The organism is Streptomyces sp. NPDC016562 (genome assembly GCF_043076955.1).
In the GTDB taxonomy this organism is placed as follows: domain Bacteria; phylum Actinomycetota; class Actinomycetes; order Streptomycetales; family Streptomycetaceae; genus Streptomyces.
This window is the reverse complement of sequence record NZ_JBIBRZ010000008.1, coordinates 107,114-118,120: the sequence shown is the minus strand read 5'-3', so window position 1 is coordinate 118,120 and position 11,007 is coordinate 107,114. Positions and strand designations below refer to the sequence as shown.

Below are 11,007 nucleotides of genomic sequence, written 5' to 3'. Positions count from 1 at the left end.
GTCGAACCTGAACTTCTCCGCGGGCCAGACGATCCCGAACCTCGTGGTCGTCCCGGTCGTCGACGGGAAGGTCAGCTTCTACAACAACGCGGGCACCGTCGACCTGATCGCCGACATCACCGGCTACTTCACGTCGAGCGGTACGGGCGCCACGCACACCAACTTCGGCCCCAAGCGCCTGATGGACACCCGCGAGGGCCTGGGCGTCCCGCAGGCCAAGGTCGGCGGCGGCAGCGTCATCACCCTGCCGGTGGCCGGCACCGACGGGATCCCGGAGACCGGGGTCAAGGCGGTCGTGCTGAACGTGACGGCGACCAACCCGACGGCGACCAGCTACGTGTCGGTGTTCCCGAGCGGCACCGCCCGCACGAGCGCGTCGAACCTGAACTTCTCCGCGGGCCAGACGATCCCGAACCTCGTGGTCGTCCCGGTCGTCGACGGGAAGGTCAGCTTCTACAACAACGCGGGCACGGTCGACCTGATCGCCGACATCACCGGCTACTTCTCCGACAGCACCCTCGGCTCGACCCACACCAACATCGGCCCCAAGCGCCTGATGGACACCCGCGAGGGCCTGGGCGTCCCGCAGGCGAAGGTCGGCGGCGGCCAGGTCGTCACCCTCCCCGTGGCGGGCGTCGAGGGCATCCCGGAGACCGGCGTCAAGGCGGTCGTGCTGAACGTGACGGCGACCAACCCGACGGCGTCGAGCTACGTGTCGGTGTTCCCGAGCGGCACGACCCGCACGAGCGCGTCGAACCTGAACTTCTCCGCCGGCCAGACGATCCCCAACCTGGTGATCGTCCCGGTCGTCGACGGGAAGGTCAGCTTCTACAACAACGCCGGCACCGTGGATCTGATCGCGGACATCACGGGCTACTTCAGCAAGTGATCTGACCTGGCATTTCCTTGATCCGAGAGACCTTGGATCCGAGGGGCTCCGCACCCTGGGGTGCGGAGCCCCTCTGCGTCGCGCAGCGCAGGGCGGCGGGCACAGCACACAGCACACACGGCACGTCTCAGGGTGGGGACATGGGCACCGACAGCAACGACGACCACAGACCGGCCATATCCGACGAGGAGTGGGCCCGGTTCCAGGAACAGGCCGCCGCAGGAACGGTCGCGGCGCCGCGGGAGCCCTCGGCCCGGGCGCGGATGGTGACCGAGCGACTGCGCGCCACGCAGGGCCAGCAGCCGCCGGGCTGGCGCACCGGCCCCGCGTGGCAGGAGCGCAGGGGCCGCAAGCGGCTCAAGGCGGCCCTGGCCGTCGTCGCCATCGCCGGGCTGGCGCTGATCGCCGTACGGCCCGAGCTCGTGATCGACCGGCTCACCGGGCAGAGCGGGGCCCGGCAGGAGGCCGGGAACGCCGCCCCGCTGCCGGCGGAGTCCGTACGCCCCACCGCGCCGCCGCCGGCGGCGGACCCGGACGAGCCGACCCTGGCGGAGCCCTTCCGCGGCTCCCCGGCCCTCCAGTGGGCGGACGGCGCCGCAGGCATCGAGCTGCCGCAGGCCACGGCCGTGGGCGGGACGTCCCAGGAGCGGGTCGCGGAAGCGCTGGCGAAGACCAGGGACTTCCTGATCGCCTCCAACCTCGACCCGGCGACCCTGCGCGGCGAGCGGCCCGCCACGGCGCTGGCGATCCTGGACCCCCGCCAGCCGGAGGTCCCGCAGCGGCTGGAGCAGTCCCTGACGGGGCCGACCAAGGAGAACAACCCGGCGAACCTCTTCACCCGCTTCGACCCGGCCGAGGCCAAGCCGGTCGGCAACGTCGTCAAGGTGCGCGGCAGCATGCGGACGCAGGCCGGGGAGCCGGGGGAGCTGCTCGTGGTGGCGGACTACACCTTCGTCCACCCCATGACCAAGGGCGGTACGAGCGTGCAGCGCACCATCGTGCGCCGGCAGGTCACCCTGTCCCTGCTGGACCCGGCGCGCTGGCAGTCCACCCGGGGCAAGCTCCAGCTGCGCGAGTACGCCTCGGAGTGGTCGAACGTGGAGTGCGGGGCGGCCGGCGGCTTCCTGCACCCGGTCTTCCCGTCGGACGCGCCGACCGGTCCGGCGCCCACCGGGCCCGCCCTGGATCCGTACGACCGCAGCAGGAACCTCGGCGGAGAGGGGTGCGGGACGGTGACCCGGACCTGAGGAGGGAGGATCCCCGCCGGGTGAAGGGCGCGGTGCAGTTTGACCACGCAGCGTGGCGGGGTATTCTCTTCGGCCCGATTAGCCAGGTACGTGCCTCGTATGGCAGACTACTCAAGTTGCTCGGCTGAGTGCCGATGCTGCGCGCCTCCCGCCGGGAGGACCGGAAGCGAGTCCCACAGTACTCGTCGTCCTTAATCTGCCTCTCGGGGCAGCAATGGGGGCGGACGTACGGGAATCTTCTGGGAAGTGTCAGCACGGTGCCCACCAGGCACTCGGTGGGTGTTTCTCCCCCGAAGCGCGGTCTCAGGGACCGCACCCCCTTGGACGAGGGAATTTCCGTATGGGAATTTTCTGTAGAGGGAGTGCGACACGCCCGACCGCGTGGGTCGGAGGGAAGCGGCGGGATCCGTCCCGCAGCCGACCGAGGGCCAGAGCGTTTCCACATACAGACAGGACTACGGAGTAGCCATGGCGGGACAGAAGATCCGCATCCGGCTCAAGGCCTACGACCACGAGGTCATCGATTCCTCGGCGAAGAAGATCGTCGAGACGGTGACGCGCACTGGTGCGTCGGTCGCGGGCCCGGTGCCGCTGCCCACTGAGAAGAACGTGTACTGCGTCATCAAGTCGCCGCACAAGTACAAGGACTCGCGCGAGCACTTCGAGATGCGCACGCACAAGCGCCTGATCGACATCCTCGACCCGACCCCCAAGACCGTTGACTCGCTGATGCGCCTGGACCTTCCGGCCGGCGTTGACATCGAGATCAAGCTCTGAGAGGCGTCGAGAAGATGGCAAAGCAGATCAAGGGCGTCCTGGGCGAGAAGCTCGGCATGACCCAGGTCTGGGACGAGAACAACCGTGTCGTCCCGGTGACCGTGGTCAAGGCCGGACCCTGCGTCGTTACCCAGGTCCGTACGAACGACATCGACGGCTACGAGTCGGTCCAGATCGCCTTCGGCGAGATCGACCCGCGCAAGGTGAACAAGCCCCTCAAGGGCCACTTCGCCAAGGCCGACGTGACCCCCCGCCGCCACCTGGTGGAGCTCCGCACCTCCGACGCCAGCGAGTACACGCTCGGCCAGGAGATCACTGCTGAGGTGTTCGAGTCCGGCGTCAAGGTTGACGTCACGGGCAACAGCAAGGGCAAGGGCTTCGCCGGTGTCATGAAGCGGCACAACTTCCGGGGCCTCGGCGCCGGTCACGGTGTGCAGCGCAAGCACCGCTCCCCCGGTTCGATCGGTGGCTGCGCCACCCCTGGGCGTGTCTTCAAGGGCATGCGCATGGCTGGTCGTATGGGCAACGAGCGCGTCACCACCCAGAACCTGACCATCCACGCGGTTGACGCGGAGAAGGGTCTGCTCCTCATCAAGGGTGCGGTCCCCGGTCCGAACGGCGGCCTCGTCCTGGTCCGTACCGCGGCCAAGGGGGCTTGAGGTAATGAGCACCATTGACATCCTTTCGCCGGCAGGCGACAAGGCCGGTACCGTCGAGCTCCCCGCGGAGATCTTCGACGCGAAGACCAGCGTTCCGCTGATCCACCAGGTCGTTGTCGCTCAGCTGGCTGCTGCCCGTCAGGGCACGCACAAGACCAAGCGTCGCGGCGAAGTCCGTGGTGGTGGCCGCAAGCCGTACCGCCAGAAGGGCACCGGCCGCGCGCGCCAGGGTTCGACCCGTGCGCCGCAGTTCGTCGGCGGTGGCGTCGTCCACGGCCCGCAGCCGCGTGACTACTCCCAGCGGACCCCCAAGAAGATGAAGGCCGCCGCCCTCCGCGGTGCCCTCTCGGACCGTGCGCGTCACTCCCGCATCCACGTCGTCACCGGCGTGGTCGAGGGTGCCGCCTCCACGAAGGCCGCCAAGACGCTGTTCGGCAAGATCTCGGAGCGCAAGAACCTGCTCCTGGTCGTCGAGCGCGCCGACGAGGCCGCGTGGCTGTCCGCCCGCAACCTGCCCCAGGTCCACATCCTGGAGCCGGGCCAGCTGAACACGTACGACGTGATCGTCTCTGACGACGTGGTCTTCACCCAGGCCGCTTTCGAGTCCTTCGTGTCTGGCCCCAAGGCCGATGAGACCGAAGGGAGCGACGCCTGATGTCTGAGGCGACCGTTACCAGCAAGACCTTCACTGACCCGCGCGACCTGCTGATCAAGCCGGTTGTCTCGGAGAAGAGCTACGCGCTGCTGGACGAGAACAAGTACACGTTCATCGTCGCGCCCGGCGCCAACAAGACCCAGATCAAGCAGGCCGTGGAAGCGGTCTTCTCGGTCAAGGTCACCGGGGTCAACACGATCAACCGTCAGGGTAAGCGCAAGCGCACCAAGACCGGTTTCGGCAAGCGTGCCAACACCAAGCGCGCCATCGTGACCCTTGCCGAGGGCAACCGTATCGACATCTTCGGCGGCCAGGCCTCCTAACGGAGGTCTAGTCGTCCGGAATCGGACGAGGACTGAGAAATGGGTATCCGCAAGTACAAGCCGACGACCCCGGGCCGTCGTGGCTCCAGCGTCGCCGACTTTGTCGAGATCACGCGGTCCACGCCGGAGAAGTCGCTGGTTCGCCCTCTGCACAGCAAGGGCGGCCGTAACAACACCGGCCGGATCACCGTTCGCCACCAGGGTGGTGGACACAAGCGCGCCTACCGCGTGATCGACTTCCGTCGTCACGACAAGGACGGCGTGCCGGCCAAGGTCGCGCACATCGAGTACGACCCCAACCGCACCGCGCGCATCGCGCTGCTGCACTACGCCGACGGCGAGAAGCGCTACATCATCGCGCCGAAGGCACTCAAGCAGGGTGACCGGATTGAGAACGGCCCGACGGCCGACATCAAGCCCGGCAACAACCTCGCGCTCCGCAACATCCCGGTCGGTACCACGATCCACGCGATCGAGCTCCGTCCCGGTGGCGGCGCGAAGTTCGCCCGCTCCGCTGGTGCCTCCGTGCAGCTGCTGGCGAAGGAGGGCACCATGGCCCACCTCCGCATGCCGTCCGGTGAGATCCGTCTCGTCGACGCGCGCTGCCGCGCCACGGTCGGCGAGGTCGGCAACGCCGAGCAGTCGAACATCAACTGGGGCAAGGCCGGCCGCATGCGCTGGAAGGGCGTTCGCCCGTCCGTCCGCGGTGTCGCGATGAACCCGGTTGACCACCCGCACGGTGGTGGTGAGGGCAAGACCAGTGGTGGTCGCCACCCGGTCTCCCCGTGGGGTCAGAAGGAGGGTCGTACTCGCTCGCCGAAGAAGGCTTCGAGCAAGTACATCGTCCGCCGCCGCAAGACGAACAAGAAGCGCTAGGAGCGGGTTTAGATGCCGCGCAGTCTCAAGAAGGGGCCCTTCGTCGACGACCACCTCGTAAAGAAGGTGGACGTCCAGAACGAAGCCGGCACCAAGAACGTCATCAAGACCTGGTCCCGTCGCTCGATGATCATCCCCAGCATGCTGGGTCACACCATCGCGGTGCACAACGGCAAGACCCACGTCCCGGTGTTCGTCACCGAGTCGATGGTCGGCCACAAGCTCGGCGAGTTCTCGCCGACTCGCACCTTCCGCGGCCACGTCAAGGACGACCGGAAGTCGAAGCGCCGCTAAAGGCGGGGTGGTTACGACTATGACTTACACCGAAGGGACAACCATGGAAGCCAGGGCCCAGGCGCGGTACATCCGCGTCACGCCCATGAAGGCCCGCCGAGTGGTGGACCTTATCCGTGGCATGGATGCCACGGAGGCTCAGGCGGTCCTGCGTTTCGCCCCGCAGGCCGCGAGCGTGCCGGTTGGCAAGGTGCTTGACAGCGCCATCGCCAACGCCGCACACAACTACAACCACCCGGACGCTTCTTCGCTGTTCATCAGCGAGGCGTTCGTGGACGAGGGCCCGACCCTGAAGCGGTTCCGTCCGCGTGCGCAGGGCCGTGCCTACCGGATCCGCAAGCGGACCAGCCACATCACCGTGGTCGTCAGCAGCAAGGAAGGTTCCCGGTAATGGGCCAGAAGGTAAACCCGCACGGGTTCCGGCTCGGCATCACCACCGACTTCAAGTCGCGTTGGTACGCCGACAAGCTGTACAAGGACTACGTCAAGGAAGACGTCGCCATCCGTCGGATGATGACGTCCGGCATGGAGCGCGCCGGCATCTCGAAGGTTGAGATCGAGCGCACCCGTGACCGCGTGCGTGTGGACATCCACACCGCTCGTCCGGGCATCGTCATCGGCCGCCGTGGCGCCGAGGCCGACCGCATCCGCGGTGACCTCGAGAAGCTCACGGGCAAGCAGGTCCAGCTGAACATCCTCGAGGTCAAGAACCCCGAGCTTGACGCTCAGCTGGTCGCCCAGGCCGTCGCCGAGCAGCTCTCCTCCCGCGTCTCCTTCCGTCGCGCCATGCGTAAGAGCATGCAGGGCACGATGAAGGCCGGCGCCAAGGGCATCAAGATCCAGTGTGGCGGTCGTCTCGGCGGCGCCGAGATGTCCCGCTCCGAGTTCTACCGCGAGGGTCGTGTGCCGCTGCACACGCTGCGCGCGAACGTGGACTACGGCTTCTTCGAGGCCAAGACCACCTTCGGCCGTATCGGTGTGAAGGTCTGGATCTACAAGGGCGACGTCAAGAACATCGCCGAGGTTCGCGCCGAGAACGCTGCGGCCCGTGCGGGTAACCGCCCGGCCCGTGGCGCGCAGGGCGCAGGCGACCGTCCCGCCGGCCGTGGTGGCCGTGGTGGCGAGCGCGGCGGCCGTGGTGGCCGCAAGCCGCAGCAGGCTGCTGGTGCCGAGGCCCCCAAGGCCGACGCTCCCGCCGCCGCTCCGGCTGAGAGCACCGGAACGGAGGCCTGACCGACATGCTGATCCCTCGTAGGGTCAAGCACCGCAAGCAGCACCACCCCAAGCGCAGTGGTATGGCGAAGGGCGGTACTGAGGTCACGTTCGGCGAGTACGGCATCCAGGCGCTGACCCCGGCGTACGTGACGAACCGCCAGATCGAGGCGGCTCGTATTGCGATGACCCGCCACATCAAGCGTGGCGGCAAGGTCTGGATCAACATCTACCCGGACCGCCCGCTGACGAAGAAGCCTGCCGAGACCCGCATGGGTTCCGGTAAGGGTTCTCCCGAGTGGTGGATCGCCAACGTGCACCCGGGTCGGGTCATGTTCGAGCTGTCCTACCCGAACGAGAAGATTGCTCGTGAGGCGCTCACCCGCGCTGCTCACAAGCTTCCGATGAAGTGCCGGATTGTTCGGCGCGAGGCAGGTGAGTCGTGATGGCGACGGGAACCAAGGCGTCCGAGCTGCGTGAGCTCGGCAACGAGGAGCTCGTTGGCAAGCTGCGCGAGGCCAAGGAGGAGCTGTTCAAGCTCCGCTTCCAGGCGGCCACGGGTCAGCTGGAGAACAACGGCCGGCTCAAGTCCGTCCGTAAGGACATCGCTCGCATCTACACCCTGATGCACGAGCGTGAGCTCGGTATCGAGACGGTGGAGAGCGCCTGATGAGCGAGAACAACGTGACTGAGAAGACCGAGCGCGGCTTCCGCAAGACCCGTGAGGGTCTGGTCGTCAGCGACAAGATGGACAAGACCGTCGTCGTCGCCGTCGAGGACCGCGTCAAGCACGCCCTGTACGGCAAGGTCATCCGCCGTACGAACAAGCTCAAGGCGCACGACGAGCAGAACGCTGCCGGCGTCGGCGACCGCGTCCTCATCATGGAGACGCGTCCGCTGTCGGCGAGCAAGCGCTGGCGCATCGTCGAGATCCTCGAGAAGGCCAAGTAAGCACCTGAGGGGTTTCCCTTAGGTTCGTTCCGCCAGGCTCGGTGGGGGCCCAGCTCCTCGGAGTGAAGCCCCCGCCGGGAACCGGCAGACAAACAGGAGATACACGTGATCCAGCAGGAGTCGCGACTGCGTATCGCCGACAACACTGGTGCAAAGGAGATCCTTTGCATCCGTGTTCTCGGTGGTTCCGGTCGCCGCTACGCGGGCATCGGTGACGTCATCGTCGCCACCGTCAAGGATGCGATCCCCGGTGGCAACGTGAAGAAGGGTGACGTCGTCAAGGCGGTCATCGTTCGCACCGTCAAGGAGCGCCGCCGCCAGGACGGCTCGTACATCCGCTTTGACGAGAACGCCGCCGTCATTCTCAAGAACGACGGCGACCCTCGCGGCACCCGTATCTTCGGCCCGGTGGGCCGTGAGCTGCGCGAGAAGAAGTTCATGAAGATCATCTCGCTCGCGCCGGAGGTGCTGTAAGCATGAAGATCAAGAAGGGCGACCTGGTTCAGGTCATCACCGGTAAGGACAAGGGCAAGCAGGGCAAGGTCATCGTTGCCTTCCCCGCTGAGAACCGCGTCCTCGTCGAGGGTGTCAACCGGGTCAAGAAGCACACCAAGGCCGGCCAGACCGCTGGTGGCTCGCAGACCGGTGGCATTGTGATCACCGAGGCGCCGATCCACGTCAGCAACGTTCAGCTGGTTGTGGAGAAGGACGGCCAGAAGGTCGTTACCCGCGTCGGTTTCCGCTTCGACGACGAGGGCAACAAGATCCGCGTTGCCAAGCGGACGGGTGAGGACATCTGATGGCTACCACTCCGCGTCTCAAGACGAAGTACCGCGAGGACATCGCGGGCAAGCTGCGTGAGGAGTTCTCCTACGAGAACGTCATGCAGATCCCCGGTCTCGTGAAGATCGTGGTCAACATGGGTGTGGGCGACGCCGCCCGCGACTCCAAGCTGATCGACGGCGCCATCAAGGACCTGACGACGATCACCGGTCAGAAGCCGGCCGTCACGAAGGCCCGGAAGTCCATCGCGCAGTTCAAGCTGCGCGAGGGTCAGCCGATCGGCTGCCACGTCACCCTCCGTGGTGACCGCATGTGGGAGTTCCTGGACCGTACGCTGTCGCTCGCGCTGCCGCGTATCCGTGACTTCCGTGGTCTGTCGCCGAAGCAGTTCGACGGCCGTGGCAACTACACCTTCGGTCTCACGGAGCAGGTCATGTTCCACGAGATCGACCAGGACAAGATCGACCGTACCCGGGGTATGGACATCACCGTGGTCACCACGGCGACCAACGACGACGAGGGCCGTGCCCTCCTTCGTCACCTCGGCTTCCCCTTCAAGGAGGCGTAAGCGAGATGGCGAAGAAGGCTCTCATCGCGAAGGCTGCCCGTAAGCCCAAGTTCGGTGTGCGTGCGTACACCCGCTGCCAGCGCTGCGGTCGCCCCCACTCCGTGTACCGCAAGTTCGGCCTGTGCCGCGTGTGCCTTCGTGAGATGGCTCACCGTGGCGAGCTGCCGGGCGTGACCAAGAGCTCCTGGTAATTCCCTTCCGTCCGTAAGGACTTGGGAAGTTCCAGAGACTCTCGGTAAGCATCTGGCCGGTGGGTGCCCTGCTCCGCATGCCGTAGGCTTGTGGGGTTGGGCGTCCGCCGTCCATAACGACTTACTACGCCGTAGGTCCCCGCACCGCACCCGTCCCGCCACTGAGTGGGGAGAGGGATGGCGCATACAGGAAACCCCGGCGAGAGAGGCCGAAGGCCACTTCATGACCATGACTGACCCGATCGCAGACATGCTCACGCGTCTGCGTAACGCCAACTCGGCGTACCACGACACCGTCGTGATGCCGCACAGCAAGATCAAGTCGCACATCGCAGAGATCCTCAAGCAGGAGGGTTTCATCACCGGCTGGAAGGTCGAGGACGCCGAGGTCGGCAAGAACCTCGTCCTCGAGCTGAAGTTCGGGCCGAACCGCGAGCGCTCCATTGCGGGCATCAAGCGGATCTCGAAGCCCGGTCTGCGCGTGTACGCGAAGTCCACCAACCTGCCCAAGGTGCTCGGCGGCCTGGGCGTGGCGATCATCTCCACGTCCCACGGTCTCCTCACCGGCCAGCAGGCAGGCAAGAAGGGCGTAGGTGGGGAAGTCCTCGCCTACGTCTGGTAGTCGGGAACGGAGGAAAAGCAATGTCGCGAATCGGCAAGCTCCCCATCCAGGTTCCCGCCGGTGTGGACGTCACCATCGATGGCAGCACGGTCGCGGTGAAGGGCCCCAAGGGTTCCCTCTCCCACACCGTCAAGGCTCCCATCGCCGTCGTGAAGGGTGAGGACGGCGTTCTGAACGTCACCCGCCCGAACGACGAGCGTCAGAACAAGGCCCTGCACGGCCTGTCCCGCACGCTGGTGGCGAACATGATCACCGGTGTGACCACGGGATACGTCAAGGCTCTCGAGATCAGCGGTGTCGGTTACCGTGTCCTGGCGAAGGGCTCCGACCTGGAGTTCCAGCTGGGTTACAGCCACCCGATCCTGGTGGAGGCGCCCGAGGGCATCTCCTTCAAGGTCGAGTCGCCGACCAAGTTCACGGTCGAGGGCATCGACAAGCAGAAGGTCGGCGAGGTCGCCGCCAACATCCGCAAGCTGCGGAAGCCCGACCCGTACAAGGCCAAGGGTGTCAAGTACGCCGGCGAAGTCATCCGCCGCAAGGTCGGAAAGGCTGGTAAGTAGCCATGGCATACGGTGTGAAGATCGCCAAGGGCGACGCGTACAAGCGCGCTGCCAAGGCTCGCCGCCACATCCGCATCCGCAAGAACGTCTCGGGTACGGCGGAGCGTCCGCGCCTCGTCGTGACGCGTTCCAACCGCAACATCGTTGCTCAGGTCATCGACGACCTCCAGGGTCACACCCTGGCGTCCGCGTCGACCCTGGACGCTTCGATCCGCGGTGGCGAAGGCGACAAGAGCTCGCAGGCCCAGGCTGTCGGCGCGCTCGTCGCCGAGCGTGCCAAGGCTGCGGGTGTCGAGACCGTCGTGTTCGACCGCGGTGGCAACCGATACGCCGGGCGCATTGCCGCTCTGGCTGACGCCGCCCGCGAAGCCGGGCTGAAGTTCTAAGCCCCGGTTCCGGG

General features: G+C 66.4%; 19 protein-coding genes and 1 pseudogene. All 20 read left to right on the top strand.

Annotated features, from left to right (window positions below):
• A pseudogene (locus ACF059_RS27790) lies at positions 1-889 on the top strand (hypothetical protein); the annotation flags it as partial.
• A 140-nt stretch (positions 890-1,029) separates the two neighbouring features.
• Positions 1,030-2,136 (top strand): hypothetical protein, encoded by a 1,107-nt coding sequence (locus ACF059_RS27785; RefSeq protein WP_392062154.1) that lies wholly within the window; start codon positions 1,030-1,032, stop codon positions 2,134-2,136.
• 468 nt (positions 2,137-2,604) lie between these two features.
• Positions 2,605-2,913 carry a 30S ribosomal protein S10 gene (rpsJ, locus tag ACF059_RS27780; protein ID WP_003948644.1) on the top strand — a complete coding sequence of 103 codons (309 nt, stop codon included), beginning with the start codon at positions 2,605-2,607 and terminating at the stop codon, positions 2,911-2,913.
• Positions 2,914-2,927: 14 nt separating this feature from the next.
• A complete protein-coding gene (gene rplC / locus ACF059_RS27775) occupies positions 2,928-3,572 on the top strand; it encodes a 50S ribosomal protein L3 (RefSeq protein ID WP_007265899.1) in 645 nt (214 codons plus the stop codon).
• A 4-nt stretch (positions 3,573-3,576) separates the two neighbouring features.
• A complete protein-coding gene (gene rplD / locus ACF059_RS27770) occupies positions 3,577-4,227 on the top strand; it encodes a 50S ribosomal protein L4 (RefSeq protein WP_030008466.1) in 651 nt (216 codons plus the stop codon).
• A complete protein-coding gene (rplW, locus tag ACF059_RS27765; protein WP_007265901.1) occupies positions 4,227-4,550 on the top strand; it encodes a 50S ribosomal protein L23 in 324 nt (107 codons plus the stop codon). Before rplD ends, rplW begins: the two co-directional genes overlap by 1 nt.
• Positions 4,551-4,589: 39 nt before the next feature.
• Positions 4,590-5,426: a 50S ribosomal protein L2 gene (gene rplB / locus ACF059_RS27760; protein ID WP_008739715.1), complete on the top strand. Its 837-nt coding sequence runs from the start codon at positions 4,590-4,592 to the stop codon at positions 5,424-5,426.
• 12 nt (positions 5,427-5,438) lie between these two features.
• Positions 5,439-5,720: a 30S ribosomal protein S19 gene (gene rpsS / locus ACF059_RS27755; protein WP_008739713.1), complete on the top strand. Its 282-nt coding sequence runs from the start codon at positions 5,439-5,441 to the stop codon at positions 5,718-5,720.
• A 43-nt stretch (positions 5,721-5,763) separates the two neighbouring features.
• Positions 5,764-6,111, top strand: coding sequence for a 50S ribosomal protein L22 (gene rplV / locus ACF059_RS27750; protein ID WP_136213228.1), 348 nt, complete (start codon positions 5,764-5,766; stop codon positions 6,109-6,111).
• The gene (rpsC, locus tag ACF059_RS27745) at positions 6,111-6,953 is read left to right on the top strand and encodes a 30S ribosomal protein S3 (protein ID WP_008739710.1); all 843 of its coding nucleotides are present in this window, start codon (positions 6,111-6,113) and stop codon (positions 6,951-6,953) included. Before rplV ends, rpsC begins: the two co-directional genes overlap by 1 nt.
• A gap of 5 nt (positions 6,954-6,958) precedes the next feature.
• Positions 6,959-7,378 carry a 50S ribosomal protein L16 gene (gene rplP, locus ACF059_RS27740; RefSeq protein ID WP_008739704.1) on the top strand — a complete coding sequence of 140 codons (420 nt, stop codon included), beginning with the start codon at positions 6,959-6,961 and terminating at the stop codon, positions 7,376-7,378.
• On the top strand, positions 7,378-7,602 hold the full coding sequence (gene rpmC, locus ACF059_RS27735) for a 50S ribosomal protein L29 (RefSeq protein WP_008739703.1): 225 nt from the start codon (positions 7,378-7,380) through the stop codon (positions 7,600-7,602). The genes rplP and rpmC overlap by 1 nt, the downstream gene beginning before the upstream one ends.
• On the top strand, positions 7,602-7,883 hold the full coding sequence (rpsQ, locus tag ACF059_RS27730) for a 30S ribosomal protein S17 (protein ID WP_030008467.1): 282 nt from the start codon (positions 7,602-7,604) through the stop codon (positions 7,881-7,883). Before rpmC ends, rpsQ begins: the two co-directional genes overlap by 1 nt.
• A gap of 105 nt (positions 7,884-7,988) precedes the next feature.
• Positions 7,989-8,357 carry a 50S ribosomal protein L14 gene (rplN, locus tag ACF059_RS27725; RefSeq protein ID WP_008739701.1) on the top strand — a complete coding sequence of 123 codons (369 nt, stop codon included), beginning with the start codon at positions 7,989-7,991 and terminating at the stop codon, positions 8,355-8,357.
• A gap of 2 nt (positions 8,358-8,359) precedes the next feature.
• Positions 8,360-8,683 (top strand): 50S ribosomal protein L24, encoded by a 324-nt coding sequence (gene rplX / locus ACF059_RS27720; protein WP_073912889.1) that lies wholly within the window; start codon positions 8,360-8,362, stop codon positions 8,681-8,683.
• A complete protein-coding gene (gene rplE, locus ACF059_RS27715) occupies positions 8,683-9,234 on the top strand; it encodes a 50S ribosomal protein L5 (protein ID WP_030388859.1) in 552 nt (183 codons plus the stop codon). Before rplX ends, rplE begins: the two co-directional genes overlap by 1 nt.
• Before the next feature lie 5 nt (positions 9,235-9,239).
• Positions 9,240-9,425: a type Z 30S ribosomal protein S14 gene (locus ACF059_RS27710; RefSeq protein ID WP_003956452.1), complete on the top strand. Its 186-nt coding sequence runs from the start codon at positions 9,240-9,242 to the stop codon at positions 9,423-9,425.
• Positions 9,426-9,648: 223 nt separating this feature from the next.
• Entirely contained in the window at positions 9,649-10,047 is a 399-nt protein-coding gene (gene rpsH, locus ACF059_RS27705) for a 30S ribosomal protein S8 (protein WP_007265911.1), read from the top strand.
• A gap of 20 nt (positions 10,048-10,067) precedes the next feature.
• Positions 10,068-10,607 (top strand): 50S ribosomal protein L6, encoded by a 540-nt coding sequence (gene rplF / locus ACF059_RS27700; protein ID WP_189733357.1) that lies wholly within the window; start codon positions 10,068-10,070, stop codon positions 10,605-10,607.
• A 2-nt stretch (positions 10,608-10,609) separates the two neighbouring features.
• Positions 10,610-10,993, top strand: coding sequence for a 50S ribosomal protein L18 (gene rplR, locus ACF059_RS27695; RefSeq protein ID WP_030008471.1), 384 nt, complete (start codon positions 10,610-10,612; stop codon positions 10,991-10,993).
• Positions 10,994-11,007 lie beyond the last annotated feature (14 nt).